The organism is Nocardiopsis aegyptia (assembly GCF_013410755.1).
Classification (GTDB): domain Bacteria; phylum Actinomycetota; class Actinomycetes; order Streptosporangiales; family Streptosporangiaceae; genus Nocardiopsis; species Nocardiopsis aegyptia.
Window position 1 is genome coordinate 5385982 of sequence record NZ_JACCFS010000001.1, and the last position, 21598, is coordinate 5407579.

Here is a 21598-nt window from a genome sequence, read left to right on the forward strand (position 1 = left end):
GCACCGGCTGTAGGTGCGGCATAAAGTCGCGATACTGATTCGTTATGCGCAGGAGCGTGGCCGCTCAGCCCTCGCGGATGGTCATGCGGCTGATCGCGTCGCCCTCCACGGCGAAGGTGAAGGAGCTCAGGCCGTTGGCGTGGTTCGACCGCCAGTCGCCGACGACGGTGACCTCCGACCCGTCGGTCCGGCACTCCTGCGGTGTCAGCACACCGCGCGCGCCGATGAACTCCTTGTCGCTCCAGGCCTTGATCCGCTCCCGGCCGGTGAACTCGCGGCCCCAGTCGTCCACGACGCCGTCCGGTGTGAACGCGTCCAGGAAGGCGTCCTCGTCGTGGCGGTTCACCGCGGCGACGAACGAGGCGACCGGTTCGGGAACCGGTGTCTCCAGGTGTGGTTCGGTCATGGCGGTCCTCTCGTTGTGCGGCGCGACTCGCCCCGACCCTAGGCCGCCCGTCGCCCGACGGGGAGAGGACCCGCCGTACGTGTCGCCGTCAGTCGCGCACGACGACGTCCATCACGCGCGCGGTGCCGGGTCGGGCCGCCGGCGGTAGCTCCACGGTGTGGCCCAGGTCGCGCAGCGCCGACACCAGCTCCTCCGGCGTGGCCGCCTCGATCCCTTCGGCCAGTAGCGCTCGGGCGATGTCGCCGCGGGTGGCCTTGGCCATGTGGCTGACCACGCTCCGGCGCACCGTCCCGTCCACGACGCGTTCGCGCAGCACGCGCACGGCGACGGTGCGCTCGGCGGCGCCCGTGGGCCTGAAGGCCGCCGCGTAGGTGGCGGAGCGGCAGTCGACCAGCAGCCGGCCCTCGGCGAGTTCGCCCAGCGGCGCGGCCATGGACCGGCGCCAGAAGGCGCCGAGACCGCCCAGCGGAGGCAGCTTCACACCCATCGACAGGCGGTAGGGCGGGAGCAGGTCGGTGGGTCCGACCACGCCCCACAGCCCGGAGAAGACCAGGACGCTCTCGCGCGTGCGGTCGGCACTCGGGGAGTCGAGCAGGTCCGGCAGGCCGAGCCGGTCGTAGAGCACGCCCGTGTAGAGGTCGGCGGCCCGCAGGGTGGGCGCGGTCTCCAGGTCCAGGTTGCGCTTGAGCGCCTCCGCCTGGCCGGCCGACAGCCCCAGGACCTCCAGGGCGGTGTCCTCCGGGCCGCCGCACAGCTCGGTCAGCGCCGCCACGGCCTTCGCGCGGGCGGGAGCCAGCTCGGGGAGGGTGAGCGTGCCGGTGTCCACACGCGGCCCCTCTCCGGCGGTGGCCTTGCCCTCGGACGGCGGCAGCAGGATGAGCATGGTGCGGACTCCCGGACGGGGTGGTGGGGGCGGCGGACGGCGGCCGACGGGCGGCCAGGGGTGTGCCCGCCCATGGTACGACCTGCTCGGAGCGGGGGCGGGCGGCCCCGGCCCGGCCCCGGGTGGGATCATCCGCCTGCGGGTGTCGGCCGACGGCGGCCGGCCGAATCGGAGGGGACGGGGCCCATGCGGGAGTGGTCGGAGCGGATCGCGGCGGACTGGCCGCCGGCGGAGGTGGAGACGGCCGCGGGGTGGCGGCTCGGCTACGGGGGAGGTGTGACCTTCCGCGCCAACTCCGCCTACGCGCTGGATCCGGCCGCGCCGGGGCCCCTCTCGGAGGTGGAGCACTTCTACCACGCGCGGGGCGCGCCCGCCGCGGTGCAGATCTGGCCCGGGATGGCCGACCTGGACGCGGAACTGGCCGGGCGGGGGTACACGGCCCGCAGATCGGCCCTGGTCATGGTGCGCGACATCGGGGACGCGCCGGCACCGCGGGAGGGGGTCGAGGTGCTGTCGCGGCCGGACGCGCGCTGGCGGGAGCTGTGGTCGCACGAGACCGCCGACCCGCGGGTGGTGGAGGGCCAGCACCGCATCATGGACCGGGTCCCGGTCATGGGCTACGCCGTGGACGCCACGGGGAGTGCGCGCGGGTGCGCGGCGCTGGGAGAGGGCTGGGTGGGCGTGTACAACATGCTCACCGCGGCGTCCGCCCGCGGACAGGGGTTCGCGGGCGGGATCATCGACTCCCTGCTCGCGTGGGGCCGGGACAAGGGCGCGCACAGCGCCTACCTGCTCGTGTCGCGGGACAACGCGTCGGCCCTGCGGTCCTACGAGCGCGCGGGCTTCGCCGAGGTCTCCCGCTACCACTACCGGGTCGGCCCGGCGGTGTGAGACCTTCGCCACAGGGCGCCCGTGGGGCCTCCCTCAACGGACGCCTCCGGCGCGGAGCCCGCCCGTCGCCCGCCACCGCCCGGGGGCGCTGCGCGGTGGTGCGGGCCTCCCTCAACGGACGCCTTCGGCGCTGAGCCCGCCCGTCGCCCGCGCGGGGCCGCACACGTGCGACGGCGGCGACCCCAGGGGGCCGCCGCCGTCGTCAAGCCTGTTCAGTTATGCCTTTCGGGTTCGTGGCTAACGCTCTTCGGAGCCCTTCGCGCTCTCGGTGAGCTTGTGGGTCTCGTCCTGGATGTCCGAGGCGATCTTGCGCAGGGAATCGTCGTGCTTGCGCATGTGGTGCGCGCAGAACAGAAGTTCGCCACCGGAGTTCAACAGCACCCGGACGTACGCCGGTGCACCACAGCGGTCGCAACGGTCAGCAGCCGTCAGCGGCTGGGTGGGGGCAAGGGTTCCAGTCACTTCGCCATCCTCAATACTCGGCGTTAGTCACCTCTGACAACATCTAACCCGACCCAGACGTTCCCAACCGGACCCCGTGTACGCCGACAGCGGAATCGGCCGGATTGGTCGCTCGAAGGGATGGTTTGGGGTCGGATCGGCGGGACGTCCGTTCTGTTTCTGGTTGTACCCCTCGTCTGGTGTCGGCATCCGCGGAAAACGGGAGTATCCAGGTCGCATCCACCGGAGGTGGTAGTGTCGCGCGGGGTGGGACCAGTCCCGAACCGCCGCCCCTGTCGGCGGACCCGGTTCCGGGCGAGCCCGGCGACAACGCCGGACGCAGTGCGGGCGGACCACGAAGACCGCCCATTCTCGCGGTGCGCGAGGGCCACGCGCCGCCGCGCCCGCCCCCCATCGTCGGTGCGGCGCGGTACAAAGGGCACGCACCGCATCAGAGCCACGCAGGCCCCCAAGACGCAGGAGATGTCCGAGTGACCGCCTTGACCGCAGCCGTCCACGACCCCGGGGACTACTCCGCCCGGCACCTGTCGGTCCTCGAAGGGCTCGAGGCGGTGCGCAAACGGCCGGGGATGTACATCGGGTCCACCGACAGCCGGGGCCTGACCCACTGCATGTGGGAGATCATCGACAACTCCGTCGACGAGGCGCTGGGCGGCTTCTGCGGCCGGATCGACGTCACGCTGCACACCGACGGATCGGTGTCGGTCAGCGACGACGGCCGCGGCATCCCGGTCGACGCCGAGCCCAAGTCCGGCCTGTCCGGCGTCGAGCTGGTCATGACCAAGCTCCACGCGGGCGGCAAGTTCGGCTCCGGCTCCTACACCGCCTCCGGCGGCCTGCACGGCGTCGGCGCGTCGGTCGTCAACGCCCTGTCGTCGCGGCTCGACGTGGAGATCGACCGCCAGGGCCGCACCCACGCCATCAGCTTTCGCCGCGGGATCCCCGGCCGCTTCGCCGGAGCCGGACCCGACGCCGAGTTCACCCCGGTCTCCGGGCTCGAACAGGTCCGCAAGGTCGCGTCCAAGATCACCGGCACCCGCATCCGGTTCTGGCCGGACATGCAGATCTTCCTCAAGGACGCCGACATCGCCCGCGAGTCCCTCCTGGACCGGGCCCGCCAGACCGCGTTCCTGGTCCCCGGCCTGACGATCGCCGTGCGTGACGAACGGGTCGAGGGCGAGGCCGCGTTCGAGGAGGAGTTCCGCTTCGACGGCGGCATCAGCGAGTTCTGCACGTTCCTGGCACCCGACGAGCAGGTCAGCGACGTCCTGCGGATCCAGGGCAGCGGCAACTTCACCGAGACCGTGCCGGTCCTGGACGACGCCGGGCACATGGTGCCCGCCGACGTCGAGCGGCGCCTGGACGTGGACGTGGCCCTGCGCTGGGGCACCGGCTACGACACCACCGTGCGCTCCTTCGTCAACGTGATCGCCACGCCCAAGGGCGGAACGCACCTCAACGGCTTCGAACGCGCGCTGGTGCGGATCATCAACGACCAGCTGCGCACCACCAAGCTCCTCAAGGCCAACGACGACCCCGTCACCAAGGACGACACCCAGGAAGGGCTCACGGCGGTCGTCACCGTCCGCCTGCCCGAGCCGCAGTTCGAGGGCCAGACCAAGGAGATCCTCGGTACCTCGGCGGCGACCAGGATCGTCTCCCAGATCGTCGGCAACGGGCTGCGCGAGTTCCTCACCTCCACGAAGAAGGCGGAGAAGGCCAAGGCCCGCCTGGTGCTGGAGAAGGTCGTGGGCGCCGCCAAGGCGCGCCTGGCCGCCCGCCAGCAGCGGGAGACCCAGCGGCGCAAGAACGCGCTGGAGAACTCCGCCCTGCCGGCCAAGCTCGTGGACTGCCGCAGCGAGGGCCTGGAGCACAGCGAGCTGTTCATCGTCGAGGGGGACTCGGCGCTGGGCACCGCCAAGCTGGCCCGCGACTCCGAGTTCCAGGCACTGCTGCCGATCCGGGGCAAGATCCTCAACGTGCAGAAGTCGTCGGTCGCCGACATGCTCAAGAACGCCGAGTGCGCCGCCATCCTCCAGGTGATCGGCGCCGGCTCGGGCCGCACCTTCGACATCGACGCCGCCCGCTACGGCCGGATCATCCTCATGGCCGACGCCGACGTGGACGGCGCGCACATCCGCTGCCTGCTGCTCACGCTCATCTACCGGTACATGCGCCCGATGCTGGAGGCGGGCCGGGTGTTCGCCGCCGTGCCGCCGCTGCACCGGGTCGAGCTGACCAACGTGCGGCGCAAGCGCGGCGCCAAGCCGGAGGACCGCTACATCTACACCTACTCCGACGCCGAGCTCCAGCGCACGCTACTGGACCTGGAGAAGCGCAAGCTCTCCTGGAAGGAGCCGATCCAGCGGTACAAGGGTCTGGGCGAGATGGACGCGGACCAGCTGGCCGAGACCACCATGGACCCGCGCTTCCGCACGCTGCGCCGCATCCAGGTGGAGCAGGCGGAGGACGCCGCGAACGTGTTCAACCTGCTGATGGGCAACGAGGTGGCGCCGCGCCGCCGGTTCATCCAGGAAGGCGCCCAGGAGCTGGACGTGGCGCGCATCGACGCCTGACGCCGATCGCGGGGCCCGGCCGGACGCCCCGGCCGGGCCCGACGTGTGTCAGGGGGCGGGCGGGTGCCACACGCCGTCCGCGAGCAGGCGGTCGATCGCGTCCCGGTAGGGGGCGGGGTCCAGCCCCCTGTCGGCCACCCAGGCGTCGTCGTAGTAGCTGTGCTGGTACCGTTCGCCGCCGTCGCAGATCAGGGTGACCACGCTGCCCCTGCGGCCCTCGTCGAGCATCCTGGCGACGAGGTGCCACACGCCCCACAGGTTCGTGCCGGTGGAGCCGCCGGCGGACAGTCCCGTGCGGTCGGCCAGGTGGCGCATGGCGGCGATGCTCGCGGCGTCGGGCACCGGCATCATCAGGTCGATCACCGACGGCACGAAGCTGGGCTCCATGCGCGGCCGGCCGATGCCCTCGATGCGGGAGGGCATGCCGGTGGCGTAGTCCGGGGCGCCGGTCACCCAGCCCGGGAAGAACGCCGAGTTCTCCGGGTCCACGACCGCCAGCCGGGTGCCCAGGCGGCGGTAGCGCAGGTAGCGGCCGATGGTGGCGGACGTGCCGCCGGTCCCCGCGCCCACCACGATCCAGTCGGGGCACGGGTAGCGCTCCATGCCGAGCTGCTCGAAGATCGACTCGGCGATGTTGTTGTTGCCGCGCCAGTCGGTGGCGCGTTCGGCGTAGGTGAACTGGTCCATGTAGTGGCCGCCGGTCTCGGCGGCCAGCCGCTCGGCCTCGGAGTACATCTCGGGCGGGGAGTCCACGAAGTGGCACCGGCCGCCGTGGCGCTCGATGAGGGCGATCTTCTCCGGGCTCGTCCGGCGCGGCATGACCGCGATGAACTCCAAGCCGATGAGCTGGGCGAAGTAGGCCTCGGAGACCGCGGTGGAGCCCGAGCTGGCCTCCACGATGGTGGTGTCCTGGGTGATCCACCCGTTGGCCAGCCCGTACAGGAACAGCGACCGCGCCAGGCGGTGCTTGAGGCTGCCGGTGGGGTGCACCGACTCGTCCTTGAGGTACAGGTCGATGCCCCACTCCGGCGGCAGGGGGAAGACGTGCAGGTGCGTGTCGGCCGAGCGGTTGGCGTCGGCGACGACCTTGCGGACCGCTTCGTCGGCCCATGATCGGGCGCTGGCGCTGCACCGGTCCACCCAGACGTCGTCGGAGGGCTCGGGGCTGTCAGGTGATTCGGGTGGCATGTGCAGCAGCGTAGCCGCTCACCTGCGCCGCAGGAGGATCGCCCGCCCGTCGCCCACCACCGCCCAGGGCCGCAGCGCGGGGGAGGGGCTTCCACCCTCAACGGACGCCTGCGGCGCGGATCCTTCCGCCCGTCGCCCACCACCGCCCAGGGCCGCAGCGCGGGGGAGGGGCTTCCACCCTCACCCGCCCCGCTAGTCCAGGGAGCCGCCCGACATCACCGCGTGCATGCGGCGGTAGGTGGACGCCTCGTCGTGCCGGTTCTGCCGCTCCAGCGTGCGCGCCAGCGCGATGTGGGCCCAGTTGTCCACCGGGTCCAGCTCGATGATGCGGCGGAAGGTCCGCTCGGCCTTGTTGAGCTGCGCCGAATGGAAATACGACAGGCCCAGCAGTTCCAGCAGGGAGCGGCTCTCCGGCTCGTCCTCGACGATGGGTTCGAGCGTGCGGGCGGCGTAGATGGGGTCGCCCAGCTCCAAGAACATACGGGCCCGGTTGAAGGTTTCGTAGGTGCTCTCTTCCACGGTGCTCCTCTCGACGGCGCCGGCCGTCCCGGATCACAACGGCCATGGGGATGGCCGCATTCCCAGAGGGACTGGGAGGGGCGGGCGCGCGGCACGCCGTCGCGCCGCGCCGCCGCCCTCACAGAAGAGATCCCCGATCACGGGAGCCACGACACCCGCCGACGCGGATCCGGTGGTGGAGGAGTACCCGGTACCGGCCCCGGGTCAGGCGTCCACCGGCGAGATGCGGCCGGTGTCGACGTCGTAGACCGCGCCCGCCACCGGCAGGCCCTGCGGCAGCAGGGGGTGGTGGCGGATGCGCTCCAGGTCGTGCTTGAGCGCGCCCAGCTGGTCGCTGTTGGTGTGGAACTCCAGGCTGCGGGTGTCCACGCCGTACTCCTCCTGGATGAGGTCGTGCACGACGTCGTCGTTCTCCACGGAGGCCATCTTGCAGCGCGTGTGCGGCAGGACCAGGACGCGGTCCACGCCGAGCAGGTACACGGCCAGGACCAGGGTGCGCAGCGTGTCGTCGGTGACGCGCGCGCCCGCGTTGCGCAGGATCTTGGCGTCCCCCGGCTTGAGGCCGAGCATGTCCAACGGCTCGATCCTGGAGTCCATGCAGGTCACCAGGGCAAGGCCGCGGGCGGCCAGCGGCTTGAGGCCGCTCATGGAGAACTGGGCGGCGTAGTCGTCGTTGGCGGCGAAGACGTCCGCGAAGTCGTCGTGGCCGGGCGTGCTGTGCGCACTCATGGGTCGTCGCTCCCTCGTCCTTGGTCACGGCAGTGCCGTGCACATGGAACCAGGCCCGTGTGCACGGCACGTTTCGAGATCCTCAGGTACCCGATCCCGGAGCGGTGATACCGGAATCGGTCTGTCCGCTCCCCACTGTAGTAATCGCACGTGGGAGCGCGTCGCCCGACCCGTCCCGTCGCTCGCTCAGGTCCGGCAGGCGCACCGGCTTGCCGTCCGCGCGCGAGGCCCGGGCGGGGGCGCGGCCGATCCAGGCCAGCAGCAGCGTGTCCTCGCCCTTGAGGAAGCGGTGGCAGCGCACACCCCCGGTGGCGCGGCCCTTGACGGGGTAGGCCTCGAACGGTGTGACCTTGGCCGAACCGGCCTGGGTGCCCTCCAGCGCGGTGGACTCGCCGGCCACGGTGACCACCACGGAGTCCTCGGGCAGCGGGACCGCGCCGAACCACAGCACGCGCGCGTCCTCGGACAACCGGACACCGGCCACGCCCCCGGCGGGACGCCCCTGCGGGCGCACGGCCGTGGCGGAGAAGCGCAGCAGCTGTGCCTCGGAGGTGACGAAGGCGAGGTCCTCCTCGCCGGTGGAGAGCTGGGTGACGCCGACGACGCGGTCGTCGTCCTTGAGCGTGATGACCTCGAAGTCGTCCTTGTTGGGCGGGTAGTCCGGTGCGACGCGCTTGACGACGCCGGCCCGGGTGCCCACGGCGAAGCCGGCGCCGGAGGAGTCCATCGCGACCACCGAGACCACGTGCTCGTCCTCGTCGAGCTGGACGAACTCCGACACGTGCAGCCCCGCGGCCAGGGGCGGACGCTCGGTCCCGTCGTCGGGCAGTTCGGGGAGTTCCACGACCGGGACGCGGATCATCCGGCCCAGGTCGGTGACCAGGCCGATGTCGGAGCGCGAGGTGGTGGGCACGGTCACCGTCACCGCGTCGTGCTTGGTCCGCAGGCCCTCGTACACGCGCGGCACGGTCGCGCCCTTGCTGCGGCCGATGTTGCCCTCCACGCCGAACACCACGTGGCAGGGCTGGTCGGCCATCTCCAGGGGGATGACCGCGCTGCGCGCGGCGCCGTCGCTCTCCCGCAGCTGGGTGCGCCGGGGGGTGGCGTACTCCTTGGAGACCTCGCCCAGCTCCTTGGAGACCAGGCGGCGCAGCTTCTTGTCCGACTCCAGGATCGCGGTGAGCTCGTCGATCTCCTTGTTGAGCTTGTCGCGCTCGGTCTCCAGCTCCAGCCGGTCGTAGCGCGTCAGGCGGCGCAGCGGGGTGTCCAGGATGTAGCGGGCCTGGATCTCGGAGAGGTCGAAGGCGCCCATCAGGGACTCTCGTGCGGCCGCGGTGTCGTCGGCCTCGCGGATCAGCGCGATGACGCGGTCGATGTTGAGCAGCGCGACCATGAGGCCGTCGACCAGGTGCAGGCGCTCCTGGCGCTTGGTGCGGCGGTGCTCGCTGCGCCGGCGGACCACGTCCAGGCGGTGGTTGACGTAGACCTCGAGGAGTTCGCGCAGGCCCAGGGTCTGGGGCTGGCCGTCGACGAGGGCGACGTTGTTGATGCCGAAGGACTCCTCCATCGGCGTGAGCCGGTAGAGCTCCTCCAGGACGGCCTCGGGATTGAAGCCGTTCTTGAGCTCGATGACCAGGCGCAGGCCCTGGTTGCGGTCGGTGAGGTCCTTGAGGTCCGAGATGCCCTGGAGCTTCTTGGACTGCACCAGTTCCTTGATCCGGCTGACGACCTTCTCCGGCCCCACGTTGTAGGGGAGCTCGGTGACGACCAGGCCGGTGCGGCGGGCCGAGACCTTCGTGATGGAGACGGTGGCCCGTGTCTTGAAGGTGCCCCGGCCGCGCTGGTAGGCGTCGCGGACGCCGTCCAGGCCGACGATCGTGCCACCGGTGGGCAGGTCGGGCCCGGGGACGAACTCGGTGAGCTCCTCCAGGGTGGCGTCGGGGTGCGCGATCAGGTGCCGCGCCGCCGCGATGACCTCGCCCAGGTTGTGGGGGGCCATGTTGGTGGCCATGCCGACCGCGATCCCGGAGGAGCCGTTGACCAGCAGGTTGGGGAACGCGGCGGGCAGGACCTCCGGCTCGGTCTCCTGGCCGTCGTAGTTCGGCTTGAAGTCGACGACGTCCTCGTCGATCGACGAGACCAGGAGCTCGGCGGGGCGTTCGAGCCTGGCCTCGGTGTAGCGCATGGCCGCGGGGGCGTCGTCGCCGCCCAGGGACCCGAAGTTGCCGTGCCCGTCGACGAGGGGGACGCGCATCGCGAACGACTGGCTCATCCGGACCAGGGCGTCGTAGATCGCGCTGTCGCCGTGGGGGTGCAGGCGTCCCATCACCTCCCCGACCACGCGGGCGCACTTGACGTGGCCGCGGTCGGGCCGCAGCCCCATCTCGTTCATCTGGTAGAGGATGCGCCGCTGGACCGGTTTCATACCGTCGCGCGCGTCGGGCAGCGCGCGTTGGTAGATGACCGAGTAGGCGTACTCCAAGAAGCTGCCGCGCATCTCCTCGGAGACGTCGATGTCGATGATCTTCTCGGCGAGATCCTCGGGGGGACGGGAAGTAGTACGGGCCATGTCCGTCATTGTGGCCTGTGCCAGGGACTGAATCGTACCGGGGCGCGTGTTCCGGGCGGTGTGAGTCGCGCGTCGAGGCGGATTCGTGACCGCCGCGCGGGGCGCGGCCCCCGCCCCGGGACGGGGAGGGGGCCGCGTTTCGGTCGTGGGGGCCGGGCGCCGGGGCCCGGCCCCGCCGTCAGTCGGAGAAGGGGATCGTGACGGTGGCGCCGTCCTCGGTCCCCGTCCGGACCGCCGAGGAATCGTCGCCCAGGGCGCTCCACAGCTCGACGCGGACCGACCCGCCGTCCATGTCGCCGAGGGAGCCCTCCTCGCCGGCCAGGCCCTGGTCGTGGGTGTACTGCTCCCAGCCGTCCAGGTCGTTGGTGGCGAAGTAGCGGTAGGTCTCGACGCGGTCGTCCGTGCCGTCGCCGTCCAGGTCGTAGGACACACGGGCCTGGACCGCGTTGGCGACGCCGGTCCCGGAGTCGACGGGCAGCGCGAAGGCGGTGGAGCCGCCCGTGTGCGTACCGGTCAGCCCGTCCGCGGTGAGGACCACCCGGTCCTGCGGGGGCCGTCCGTCCTGGTTGGCGCCCCCGGCGGAGGCGACGGTGATCTCGCCGGCCGCGTCGTCCGGCGAGCCGGAGAGGCCGGTCGGGGTCAGGTGGAAGGTGCCGTCGCCCACAGTGCCGTCACCGGGGTCGCCCGGGTCGTCGGGGTCGTCCGGGTCGTCGCCTCCACCGCCCTCACCGGTGGTGGAGGCGACGGAACGGGGCTCGACGGTCAGTTCGACGCCGTCGGAGAAGGTGACGGTGATCGGCGCGCCGCCGGGGTTGAACGCGGTGTGGGTGCGCTCGCCCCCGTCGTCGAAGACCGCGTAGTGCGCGGTGTCGGCGGTCACGGACACGTCCACGGTCCCGACCTCGGCCAGGGTGGACACCCACTGGTACGTGTGCGGTTTGGACTCGCCCGCCTCGGGCTCGTAGTCCGCCCACTGCTGCTCGAAGTGCTCCAGGGCCCGGGGGCCGTCGGACAGGGCCAGGTGGGCCCAGTGGACGTCCCGCCAGATCTCGGGCTCACGGCCGAGCCGGTCCACCAGCGACTGATGCAGCCGGCCCGCGTGCTCGGGGTCGTAGCCGAGGTAGAGGGATCCGGCGGTGATGGGCAGGTAGTTGATGCCGTAGTGCTCCTCGGCTCCGCCGTCCCACCAGATCCGGTAGTCGGCGCCGTCGCCCCACACCATGGCGGCGATGTCGTGCGTGTAGTCGTCGGGGAAGGCGTCCCCGCCGTGGTTCTGCCAGTAGCGCGCCACGGTCGAGGCCTGGGTGGTGTGCAGGTACACGCCCAGGTCGCGGATCTGCTCGTCGCCGGTCAGGGAGCCGAACAGTGCGGTGGCGGCGGCGAAGTGCATGCCCTCGGAGGAGGACTCCTGGTTGTTCCCCGCGGCGAACCCGGCGTGCCCGGAGGCCCAGCCGTGCCCGGCGTAGGGCGAGAAGGAGCGCAGGCGCGGGAACATGTCGCTGTCGGGGTCGGTCTCGGCGACGTCGCGGATGAGCAGGCGGACCATGCCGCCCCAGGCGTCCTCGGCGGCCCAGGCGGTGTCGTAGCGGGCGACGACGGCCGCGGCGGAGACGAAGTAGCCGTAGTGGAAGTCGTGGTCGTTGAGCTCGGTCGCGGCACCGAAGGAGTCCGGGTAGCCGAGCATGGTGCCCCACCGGTCGTCGTAGTGGAAGCCGCGGTCCCCACCGGGGGACAGCCAGGCCTCCAGGCGCCCCTTGACCAGGTCGAGGAGCTGGTCCCGCGCCTCGGTGTGGCCGATCGAGTCGGCGATGGGCACGAGCTGGGCCAGCCGGCCCAGGGCCTTGCCGTCCCAGTAGGTGTCACCGGGGGAGGGGAAGTGCGCCTCCTCGGCGAGGACCTCGTCGATGAGCGCGCGCATCCGGTCGTGGTCCGCGGAGTCCACGGTGGGCAGGCTGGGCATCACGCCCTGGGTGGTGAGCTCCGTGGTGAAGGACGCGCCCTCCACGACGCGCATCTCGCCCCGGGGCGAGGCGTAGGCCAGGTCGGTGACGGGGGTGGTGGCCGCGCGCCACTGGTGCGGGTACAGGGCCGTCAGCGTGCCGTCCTCGGTGCCCTCGCGCGGCTCGGTCGTGAGCCGGTAGGTGCTGGTGAGGGTGGCGTCGGCCTCCGCGTAGTCGTACTCCACGCGCGAGTCGGTGACGAAGGAGTAGGCGTAGGGCGCGAAGGTGTCCAGGTCGGACCGCGAGGGCAGGACCGCGACGGAGTAGTAGCCGTCGGCGCCGGTCGCGGCGGTGAAGGTGTCGCCCGACCGGGTCCAGGCGGTGTCGGAGGGGGCGAAGAGGGCGTAGTGGCGTCCGTCGACGCTGGCGCCGACCACGGACCCGTCCTCGTGCCAGACGTCCGGGGCCGCGGAGAAGGTGACCTGGGCGTCGCCGCCGGCGGTGTCGGCGTAGGCGAAGGGCAGGCCCTGGCCGATGGTGACGTCCAGGGAGCGCCCACCGCCCTCCCAACTGGGCGTGACGGTCCAGTCGCCGTTGTCGGCGACGCGGGTGTCGGGCGAGCTGAGGCCCTCGACGCCCATGGTCAGGTCGGCGACGGCCGGGTACTCGTACTTGAGCCCGTCGCCGACGATCCGGTGGTCCTCGGGGTAGCCGACCTCCAGGCCCCCTTCGCGGGCGTGGAAGGCGAGGGGGTGGGCGAACAGGTTCTCGCCGTAGGGGTTGTCCGGGTAGCGCTGGAAGATCAGCGACGACCACCACTCGTTGGTGGGCGCGGGACCGTCGAACTCGGGGGTGACCTTGGGGGCGATCGGACTGCCGTTGAGATCCGAGGCGCCCGGTGCTCCTGCGGGCAGGCCCTGTGTGTAGCCGCCGGAGCCGACGGGGACCTCGTCGGCGGCGGCGGAGGGGGGAAGGGCCGTGGTGCCCGCGGCGCAGACCAGCGCGGCCACGGCCGCGAGGAGGCCGACGCGCGCCGGGGGCCGCGCGGTGGGGGGACGGGAGGCTTGCATGCTGCTCCTTGTGGGAGGCGCTTCGGTGTGTTGCCGCGCCGGGGTCTGGGAGCGCTCCCAGGCCCCGGTCACTGTTAAGAGTGTTATCTATTTCACACCGGGGCGCAATCCGGGGAGCCATACCCGTTATCGGCTCGTTGTAAGAGAGCGGTTACTTTGGGTACCCGGTTCCGCGAGTCGGGCCTGTGGACAACCGCCCGGAGCGCTCGGGCGCCTGGAAGACGGGGCCTTCGCGCCTTCCGGTGTGCCCGCTCGTCCCTCACGAACCCACCTCCAGGCACTCCAGGACCCGTCGGCGCCCTCACCGCGCCTCTTCTTCGGGCCGGCTCTGGTACCAAGAGAGGCATGGCCTCCATCCCGCCTCTGCGCGAACGCGCCGAGCACCACCTGCGTGCCCTGGCCGGCGACTCCGCCCGGCTCCGTGACGACCAGTGGACCGCCATCCACGCGCTGGTCGCCGAGCACCGCCGTGCCCTGGTCGTCCAGCGCACCGGCTGGGGCAAGTCCGCCGTCTACTTCGTGGCCACCGCGCTGCGCCGGGCCGAGGGCGCGGGCCCCACGGTCATCGTCTCCCCGCTGCTGGCCCTGATGCGCAACCAGATCGCCGCCGCCGAACGCGCCGGCATCCACGCGCGCACGATCAACAGTTCCAACACCACCGCCTGGGAGGCCACCTACGCCGACGTGGCCGCGGGGGAGGTGGACGTCCTCCTGGTCAGCCCGGAACGCCTCAACAACCCGGAGTTCCGCGACCGCGTCCTGCCCCGGCTCGCCGCCGGAGCCGGGCTGGTCGTCATCGACGAGGCGCACTGCGTCTCCGACTGGGGGCACGACTTCCGCCCCGACTACCGGCGCATCCGCTCGCTCCTGCACGAACTCCCCGACGGCATCCCGGTCCTGGCCACCACGGCCACCGCCAACGAGCGCGTCACCCGCGACGTCGCCGAGCAGCTCCAGTCCGGCGGCGGCGAGACCCTGGTCCTGCGCGGCCCGCTGGAGCGGGAGAGCCTGAGGCTGGCCGTGGCGGACCTGCCCGACCCCACCGCCCGGCTCAGCTGGCTGGCTGAGCAGCTGCCGCGGATCGAGGGCTCGGGCATCGTCTACACGCTCACCGTCAGCGCGGCGCTGGAGACCGCCCGCTTCCTCACGGAACAGGGCATGGACGTGCGGGCCTACACCGGGCAGACCGACCCGGAGGAGCGCCGCGACGCCGAGGACGCCCTGCTGCAGAACCGGGTCAAGGCCCTGGTGGCCACCAGCGCGCTGGGCATGGGCTTCGACAAGCCCGACCTGGGCTTCGTCATCCACCTGGGCGCGCCGCAGTCGCCCATCTCCTACTACCAGCAGGTCGGACGCGCGGGCCGCGGTGTGAGCCGCGCCGAGGCGGTCCTGCTGCCGGGCCGGGAGGACACCCAGATCTGGGCGTACTTCGCGGGCCTGTCGTTCCCGCCGGAGGACACCGTGCGCCAGACGCTGGAGGTCCTGGACGCGGAGGGCGGGCCGCTGTCCACCGCCGCCCTGGAGACCCGCGTCGACCTGCGCCGCACCCGTCTGGAACAGATGCTCAAGGTGCTGGACGTGGACGGAGCGGTCCAGCGGGTGCGCGGCGGCTGGACGTCCACGGGGCGCCCGTGGTCCTACGACGCCGACCGCTACGCGGCCGTCGCCGAGGCCAGGGAGCGCGAACAGCGCGCCATGCTCGACTACATCGCCACCGGCACCTGCCGGATGGAGTTCCTGCGCCGGCAGCTGGACGACCCCCAGGCCGAGCCCTGCGGGCGCTGCGACGTGTGCACCGGGGAGTTCTGGCCGACCGAGGTCGATCCCGGCCACCGCGAGGCCGCCGCCGCGCACCTGGACCGGCCCGGCACCCCCATCACGCCCCGGCGCCAGTGGCCGAGCGGGATGGACACCCTCGACGTACCGCTGTCCGGAAAGATCAAGGAGGACCTGCGGGCGTCGGAGGGCCGCGCGCTGGCCCGCTTCACCGATGTGGGCTGGGGCAACGAGCTGCGCCGCCGCCTGGCCGAGGACGCGCCGGACGAACCCGTCGACGAGCGCATGCTCCAGGCGGTGGTGCGGGTCCTGGCCACCTGGGCATGGGACCGCAGGCCCGTCGGCGTGGTGGCGATGCCGTCCACGACCCGACCGAAGCTGATCACCGACCTGGCCTCCCGGCTGTCCGAGCTCGGCCGCCTGGAGCCGGTGGGCACGCTGGACTACCGCGTGCCGCCGGGACCGAGGCGGCACAACAGCGCGATGCGCCTGGGGCAGGTGTACTCCGCGCTCACCATCACCGACGAGTTGAAGGAGCGCCTGGCCGACCTCCAGAACCGCACCCCCGGACCTGTGCTGCTGGTGGACGACTACGCCGACACCGGGTGGAGCCTCACCGTGGGCACCGCCCTGCTGCGCAGAGCGGGCGCTCCGGAGGTGCTGCCGCTCACCCTGGCCACCAGCGGCGGCTGACCGCGGGGCGGGCGAGCGCCCCGCCCCGCCCAGCGGGTCCCGACACACGAAACGGACCCCGCGCCGTGCGGGGTCCGTTTCGTGTCGAGTACGCGCCGCCCGACGGGGCGGCCGAACATGTGCGTTTAGCGGATGCGCTGGCCTCTCGGGGCGCCTCGGCGCACCGGCTGCCCCTCGCCCAGGTCCGGGCGGGCACCGGGCTGGTGCAGGGCGCGGGCGGCGAGGTGGTGTCCGCGGCCCAGCGCCTCTTTGGGGTGGCGGCCGACCAGCCACGCGGGCAGGAAGCCCGCGATGAACGCGTCGCCGGCGCCCACGGACCCCGGACGCGGCTCCACCGGCTCGGCGGGAGCGGTCACACAGTCCTCGCGGGTCTTGGACGCCCACAGCCCGCCCTGGTCGCCGAGCTTGATCACGACGTTGGGGAACCAGGCGGTGAGCACCTTGGCGGCGGCCTCGGGCTCGTCCCGTCCGGTCAGCACACGGGCCTGGTCGACGTTGGCGAACAGCAGCCGGGCACCCTGCGTCCAGTCCAGGAAGTTCTCCGCGCCCGCGCGCTCCAGCGGGGCGTGCGAGCCGCCGTCCACCGAGATGGACATGCCGCTCTCACGGGCCATCCGCAGCGCCACCCGTGCGGCGCGCCGGGAGTCGGCGTTGATCAGCGTGTAGCCGGACACGTGCAGGTGCCCGTCGGGGCCGAAGACGTCGCGGGGCAGGTCCTCGGGCTGCAGGCGGGAGTTGGCCCCCGGGTCGCTCAGCATCGTGCGGTCGCCCCGGTGGGTGATCATCACCACGCACGTTCCCGTGGGGCGCTCCGGGTCCATGACCATGCGCGAGTCCAGGCCGTAGCCCATGAGTTCCATCTCGCGCGTGCGCCCGGTGATGTCGGAGCCGCGACGGCCCACGAACGTGGTCTCGACGCCCTCCACCGCCAGCCACGACGCGATGTTCGCGCCCGACCCGCCGCCGTACATCGTCACCGACGCGGGGGTGTCGCTGCCGCGGGCCAGAGGGTGGAACGCGCGTGCGACGGCATCGGTCATCAGATCACCGATGACGACCACTCGAGTCATTTCGCCAACCACCGCCGAGGGTTGAGATCTTGCATGCCAGCACGACGTTAACAGGTGAAGCGTCAGCGGCGTGTAACGAACTGACAGCGCGATGGACACGCGCGACGTCGTTCCGGCGGGACGCGATCGGCTCGCGCGCACCCGCCCTGTGGGGCCGGGGTTCCCCTGAGAGGGCCCATCGTCGTCTAGTCTCGCAGTCGTGCAGTCCTACCCGAACCACTGGGAAGCCGACGTCGTCCTGACCGACGGAGGCACCGCGCACCTGCGCCCCATCACTCCAGACGACGCCGACCTGCTCCGCGAGTTCCACTCACGGCTCTCACCGGAGACGATCTACTACAGGTTCTTCGCGCCCTACCCCAAACTCTCCGACCGCGACGTCACCCGGTTCACCTCGGTCGACTACGAGGACCGCGTCGCGCTGGTGGCCACCATCTCCGACTCCCTCGTGGCCGTGGTCCGCTACGACAAGGTCGCGCCGGAGGAGGCGGAGGTCGCCTTCGTCGTCGAGGACGGGCACCAGGGCCGCGGGCTGGCCTCCGTGCTCCTGGAGCACATCGGCGCGGCCGCGCGCGAACGCGGTGTGCGCCGGTTCATCGCCGACGTGCTGCCCGAGAACCGGCGGATGATCAACGTCTTCCGCGAGGCCGGATACACCGCGCAGCAGACCTTCGACGAGGGCGTCATCCGGCTCACGCTGGACCTGCAGCCCACCGACGACTCCACGGAGGTCATGCGCGCCCGCGAACAGCGCGCGGAGTCGCGTTCCATCGCGCGCCTGCTCTTCCCGCGGTCGGTCGCGGTCATCGGCGCGAGCCGCACGGCGCACACCATCGGCCAGACCGCCCTGCGCAACCTGCTCACCGGCGAGTTCCAGGGACCGGTCTACCCGGTGCACCCCGAGGCCAAGGCGGTCGTCGGCGTGCGCGCCTACCCCTCGGTGCTGGACATCCCCGACGAGGTCGACCTGGCCGTCGTGGCCGTGCGTGCCGAAGCGGTCGCCGAGGTCGTGGACCAGTGCGCGGAGAAGGGTGTGCACGGCCTGGTCGTGGTCAGCTCCGGGTTCGGCGAGATCGGCCCCGAGGGCCGGGCCCGCCAGGACGAGCTGGTGCGTACGGCGCGCGCCGCCGGCATGCGCGTGGTCGGTCCCAACTGCCTGGGGATCGCCAACAGCGACCCGGCGGTGTCGCTCAACGCGACCCTGTCGCCGGACCTGCCCCCGCACGGCCCCATCGGTTTCTTCTCCCAGTCGGGCGCCCTGGGCCGCGCCATCCTCCAGCGCGTCGCCGAGCGCGGCATGGGCCTGTCCACGTTCGTCTCCGCGGGCAACCGCGCCGACGTGTCCGGCAACGACCTGGTCCAGTACTGGCAGGAGGACCCGGCCACCGAGGTGGTCCTGCAGTACCTGGAGTCCCTGGGCAACCCCCGCAAGTTCGTCCGCCTGGCCCGGCGCCTGGCCAAGCAGAAGCCGGTCGTGGCGGTGCGCAGCGGCGGGTCGGCGCAGACCACGCCCACCGGGCACGCCGCGGGCGGACTGGCACTGCCCGACTACGCCGTCACCTCCCTCTTCCAGCAGGCGGGCGTGGTGCGGGTCGATGACATCACGCAGATGTTCGACGCCGCCCAGGTGTTCGCCTACCAGCCGCTGCCCGACGGGCCGCGGGTGGGCGTCATCGGCAACTCCGACTCCCTGGAGCTGCTCGTCAAGGACGCCGCGGTCCGGCAGGGCCTCAAGCCCCACGAGCCGGTCAACCTCGGTCCCCAGGCCACCGCGGAGGACTTCGACCGGGCGCTGGAGGCGATGTTGGCCGCCGAGGACGTGCACTCGGTCGTGGTGGTCTTCGTCCCGGCCCTGCAGCCGATCGGCGACGACGTCGCCCGTGTGCTGCGCGCCCGCGCCAAGGACTCCGGCAAGCCCATCGTCACCACCTACCTGGCGCGCCAGGGGCTGCCCGAGGTGCTCCGCCAGGTCGGGGCGAACGGTGAGACGCTGCGCGGTTCGGTGCCCTCCTACCCCGCGCCCGAGGACGCCGTGCGCGCGCTCGCCCACGCCACCCGGTACGCCCAGTGGCGCAACCGCAAGCCGGGCCGGCACCCCGAGCTGCCCGACATCGACCGGGCGCGTGCCCGCTCCACCATCTCCCGCGCCCTGGCCAAGTCGCAGGGCTCGGGGCAGGACATCGCGTGGTTCGGCGGGGAGCGCCGCTACGACGAGGAGACGGCGGTCTCCAGCGAGGACGCCCGCGACCTCCTGGCGAGCTACGGCATCGCCGCCTACCCCGACCTGCCGGTCTCCTCGGCCGACGAGGCCGTGGTCGCGGCCGGTGAACTGGGCTACCCGGTGGTCGTCAAGGCCGACGCCCCCGACCTGCGGGTGCGGGCCGGCGGCACGTTCGTGCGGGCCGACCTGCGCACCCCCGAGGACGTCCGCAGCGCCTACCTGTCCCTGCACGACAGGTTCGGCGCCGAGGCGGAGCTGGTCGTGCAGCGCATGGCCGCGCCCGGGGTGCCCACGGTCGTGCGCGCGGGCGACAACCAGTCGTTCGGCTCCGTGGTCTCCTTCGGCCTGGCCGACGTGACCGCCGAACTGCTGGACGACCGGGCCTTCCGCCTGGCGCCCCTGACGGACATGGACGCCGCGGACCTCATCCACGCCGTGCGGGCCGCGCCGCTGCTGTTCGGGCTGCCCGCCGGGGCCACCTCCCTGGCCGAACAACCCAACGTCGAGGCGTTGGAGGAGCTGCTCATCCGGGTCTCGCGCCTGGTGGAGGCGTTCCCCGAGATCGGGTACGTGGACCTGGACCCGGTTCTGGTCAACGCCACGGGCGCGCACGTGCTGGGAGCCCGCATGTGGCTGCGCGAGGCGCCCGAGGTCCGCCCCGACGCCGGGCCCCGACGACTGCGCGGGGTGACGTTCTGATCAGGAACTGGTCGACCCGTTTCACATCCCGGTCGCGAAGTGTCACGGGAAGGAGGCAGGATAGGGGTATGAGGAAAACACGCGCCGTGTCCACCGACTGGCGGCTGGAGATCGAACGGAGCGGCTACTACCCCGCGCTGGTGATCGACGCCGTCGCCACGGCTCTGGGCGACGAGAGTGCCGAGGCGTTCATCGTCCACCACGAGGCGACCTTCGATCCGGCCATGGAGATGCGCCGGCACATCACGGTGATGGTGTTGACCGCGACGCGTCTGGTGGTGTGCCACACCGACGAGCATCCGCCCACCGAACCGGGCGGGACCTCGCACGCCTCGACCACCACCGACTGCATCCAACTGGGCAACATCCAGTCCGTGGCCCTGACCAGGGTCGTGCCGAACCCGGCCCAGTACACGCCGGGGAGCCTGCCCAGTGAGCTGGTGCTGAGCGTGAACCTGTCGGTCAACTGGGGTGCGGTCGCCAACATCGACCTCGAACCGGCCGCCTGCGCGGACGAGACCTGCGAGCTCGACCACGGCTACACCGGCTCCATCACCGCCGAGCCGCTCACCCTGCGCGTGAGCGAGGCCGCCGACGGTGCCGACGCCGTATCGGCGATGCTGACCTTCGCCGACTCGCTGTCCACGGCCACCACCCGCCGCTGAGCCCGCCCGACACCGGGGCCGGGGAGGAGGCCTCCCCGGCCTCCGTCGTCCGCCCGCCCCGGAGGCCGCCCGCGTGAGGGCGTGTCGCCCCACGCGTCCACCCGGCCGCGGTCGTCCGCCCGTCACACGGTCTTAACGAACCGGCCGTGCGCGACCGTGGTGCCCCGCTCCCCGTCCGTCTAAGGTTGAAGCGGTTTTGTGAACACCGCCGCAAACGAGACGGACCCGGCCACAAGCCGGGCACGTCGCGTGCCCCTCGGGTCGCGGAGGGTCTGCGGAGGGCGCACAGGGTTCCGCGGGAAGCGGCCTCGCCCGCCGGCACGTGCGTCGGCGGGGCGGTTCGACGACGAGGAACCGCTGCGCGCGCCGACAGGTCCGCCGCGGTCCCGCGAGCGCGTCAGAAGAAAGGCAGCCTGCGATGACGCAGCACCCGTCCCCGACCCCCGCCGACGATCGTGCCCTGGTCCGTCTCGACGTCGACCGGGCCATCGCCACCGTCACCCTCGACTCCCCGCGCAACCGCAACGCGCTGTCGGCCCGCCTGCGCTCGGAGCTGTCCGCGGCCCTGTCCGAGGCGATGGCCGACGACGAGGTGCGGGGTGTCGTCCTCACCGGTACCGGACCGGTGTTCTGCGCCGGAGCGGACCTGAAGGAGGTCGGTGCCGCCCTGGAGGGCCGGGACATCGAGCCGGCACCCGAGCTGCCCGAGATCTTCGAGCAGATCATGGGCGCACCCAAACCGGTGATCGCGGTGCTCAACGGCGCGGCACGGGCGGGCGGGATCGGCCTGGTGGCCGCCGCCGACATCGCCCTGGCGCCCAAGAGCGCCACGTTCGCGTTCACCGAGGTGCGCATCGGGGTGGTCCCGGCGATCATCTCCGTGCCGGTGTCCGCGCGGATGCATTCGCGCCAGCTGAGCCGGTACTTCCTGACCGGCGAGCTGTTCGACGCCTCGGCGGCGGCCAAGGCGGGGCTCATCACGCAGGCCGTCCCGGACCGCGAGATGGAACACGCCGTGGACGCGGTGCTCCAGGGGCTGCGGGGGTCGGCGCCGCGCGCGCTCTCGCGGACCAAGGAACTGCTGGGCGAGCTGGGGGCCGGGGCGCTGGCCGCGCCGGACCGGCGCAAGGAGGCGTTCACGCGGATGGGTGAGCTGTCGGCGGAGTTCTTCGGCGGTGAGGACGCGGCCGAGGGGCGGGCGTCGTTCTTCGAGAAGCGTCCGCCGCGCTGGACGCGGTAGC

The 21598-nt window shown here is 72.3% G+C and carries 15 protein-coding genes; 6 read left to right on the plus strand and 9 right to left on the minus strand.

Going from position 1 to position 21598, the window contains the following annotated elements:
• Positions 1–64 precede the first annotated feature (64 nt).
• A complete protein-coding gene (locus tag HNR10_RS24025; RefSeq protein WP_246406392.1) occupies positions 65–406 on the minus strand; it encodes a nuclear transport factor 2 family protein in 342 nt (113 codons plus the stop codon).
• An 88-nt stretch (positions 407–494) separates the two neighbouring features.
• Complete coding sequence (gene yaaA, locus HNR10_RS24030) at positions 495–1289, minus strand: peroxide stress protein YaaA (protein WP_179827250.1); 795 nt, start codon at positions 1287–1289, stop codon at positions 495–497.
• A gap of 186 nt (positions 1290–1475) precedes the next feature.
• Between yaaA and HNR10_RS24035 the strand changes: the two genes are divergently transcribed.
• Positions 1476–2180 (plus strand): GNAT family N-acetyltransferase, encoded by a 705-nt coding sequence (locus HNR10_RS24035; RefSeq protein ID WP_179827251.1) that lies wholly within the window; start codon positions 1476–1478, stop codon positions 2178–2180.
• A 237-nt stretch (positions 2181–2417) separates the two neighbouring features.
• Here the strand turns inward: HNR10_RS24035 and HNR10_RS24040 are convergent, their stop codons facing one another.
• Positions 2418–2642, minus strand: coding sequence for a DUF7455 domain-containing protein (locus HNR10_RS24040; protein WP_053617741.1), 225 nt, complete (start codon positions 2640–2642; stop codon positions 2418–2420).
• A gap of 470 nt (positions 2643–3112) precedes the next feature.
• On the opposite strand from HNR10_RS24040, the gene HNR10_RS24045 reads away from it, so the two are divergent.
• The gene (locus HNR10_RS24045) at positions 3113–5218 is read left to right on the plus strand and encodes a DNA gyrase/topoisomerase IV subunit B (RefSeq protein ID WP_179827252.1); all 2106 of its coding nucleotides are present in this window, start codon (positions 3113–3115) and stop codon (positions 5216–5218) included.
• Between the two features lie 48 nt (positions 5219–5266).
• Here HNR10_RS24045 and HNR10_RS24050 read toward each other — a convergent pair whose 3' ends face one another.
• The 5 genes from HNR10_RS24050 to HNR10_RS24070 form a co-directional block, all read right to left on the minus strand.
• The gene (locus HNR10_RS24050; RefSeq protein ID WP_179827253.1) at positions 5267–6406 is read right to left on the minus strand and encodes an L-cysteine desulfhydrase Cds1; all 1140 of its coding nucleotides are present in this window, start codon (positions 6404–6406) and stop codon (positions 5267–5269) included.
• Positions 6407–6598: 192 nt separating this feature from the next.
• A complete protein-coding gene (locus tag HNR10_RS24055; RefSeq protein ID WP_053617738.1) occupies positions 6599–6925 on the minus strand; it encodes a tetratricopeptide repeat protein in 327 nt (108 codons plus the stop codon).
• Positions 6926–7129: 204 nt separating this feature from the next.
• The gene (locus tag HNR10_RS24060) at positions 7130–7654 is read right to left on the minus strand and encodes a beta-class carbonic anhydrase (protein ID WP_179827255.1); all 525 of its coding nucleotides are present in this window, start codon (positions 7652–7654) and stop codon (positions 7130–7132) included.
• A gap of 82 nt (positions 7655–7736) precedes the next feature.
• Positions 7737–10223: a DNA gyrase/topoisomerase IV subunit A gene (locus HNR10_RS24065; protein WP_179827257.1), complete on the minus strand. Its 2487-nt coding sequence runs from the start codon at positions 10221–10223 to the stop codon at positions 7737–7739.
• A gap of 178 nt (positions 10224–10401) precedes the next feature.
• The gene (locus HNR10_RS24070; RefSeq protein WP_179827259.1) at positions 10402–13233 is read right to left on the minus strand and encodes a glycosyl hydrolase; all 2832 of its coding nucleotides are present in this window, start codon (positions 13231–13233) and stop codon (positions 10402–10404) included.
• A 345-nt stretch (positions 13234–13578) separates the two neighbouring features.
• Here HNR10_RS24070 and HNR10_RS24075 point away from each other — a divergent pair, with 345 nt between their 5' ends.
• Complete coding sequence (locus HNR10_RS24075; protein ID WP_179827261.1) at positions 13579–15702, plus strand: RecQ family ATP-dependent DNA helicase; 2124 nt, start codon at positions 13579–13581, stop codon at positions 15700–15702.
• Positions 15703–15827: 125 nt separating this feature from the next.
• On the opposite strand, the gene HNR10_RS24080 is transcribed toward HNR10_RS24075, so the two are convergent.
• Entirely contained in the window at positions 15828–16763 is a 936-nt protein-coding gene (locus tag HNR10_RS24080) for a sugar kinase (RefSeq protein ID WP_179829931.1), read from the minus strand.
• Between the two features lie 208 nt (positions 16764–16971).
• Between HNR10_RS24080 and HNR10_RS24085 the strand changes: the two genes are divergently transcribed.
• The 3 genes from HNR10_RS24085 (at position 16972) to HNR10_RS24095 (ending at position 21597) form a co-directional block, all read left to right on the plus strand.
• Positions 16972–19692, plus strand: coding sequence for a bifunctional acetate--CoA ligase family protein/GNAT family N-acetyltransferase (locus HNR10_RS24085; RefSeq protein ID WP_179827262.1), 2721 nt, complete (start codon positions 16972–16974; stop codon positions 19690–19692).
• Between the two features lie 86 nt (positions 19693–19778).
• Positions 19779–20357 (plus strand): DUF5998 family protein, encoded by a 579-nt coding sequence (locus tag HNR10_RS24090; RefSeq protein WP_179829932.1) that lies wholly within the window; start codon positions 19779–19781, stop codon positions 20355–20357.
• Positions 20358–20775: 418 nt separating this feature from the next.
• A complete protein-coding gene (locus tag HNR10_RS24095) occupies positions 20776–21597 on the plus strand; it encodes an enoyl-CoA hydratase-related protein (RefSeq protein ID WP_179827264.1) in 822 nt (273 codons plus the stop codon).
• The last annotated feature ends 1 nt before the right edge of the window (position 21598 follow it).

Bases quoted from the DNA above. Each gene is read 5' to 3' on its own strand.
- yaaA (WP_179827250.1), bottom strand. From the start codon at position 1,289: ATGCTCATCCTGCTGCCGCCGTCCGAGGGCAAGGCCACCGCCGGAGAG.
- HNR10_RS24070 (WP_179827259.1), bottom strand. From the start codon at position 13,233: ATGCAAGCCTCCCGTCCCCCCACCGCGCGGCCCCCGGCGCGCGTCGGC.
- HNR10_RS24065 (WP_179827257.1), bottom strand. From the start codon at position 10,223: ATGGCCCGTACTACTTCCCGTCCCCCCGAGGATCTCGCCGAGAAGATC.
- HNR10_RS24035 (WP_179827251.1), top strand. From the start codon at position 1,476: ATGCGGGAGTGGTCGGAGCGGATCGCGGCGGACTGGCCGCCGGCGGAG.
- HNR10_RS24060 (WP_179827255.1), bottom strand. From the start codon at position 7,654: ATGAGTGCGCACAGCACGCCCGGCCACGACGACTTCGCGGACGTCTTC.
- HNR10_RS24050 (WP_179827253.1), bottom strand. From the start codon at position 6,406: ATGCCACCCGAATCACCTGACAGCCCCGAGCCCTCCGACGACGTCTGG.
- HNR10_RS24025 (WP_246406392.1), bottom strand. From the start codon at position 406: ATGACCGAACCACACCTGGAGACACCGGTTCCCGAACCGGTCGCCTCG.
- HNR10_RS24095 (WP_179827264.1), top strand. From the start codon at position 20,776: ATGACGCAGCACCCGTCCCCGACCCCCGCCGACGATCGTGCCCTGGTC.
- HNR10_RS24075 (WP_179827261.1), top strand. From the start codon at position 13,579: ATGGCCTCCATCCCGCCTCTGCGCGAACGCGCCGAGCACCACCTGCGT.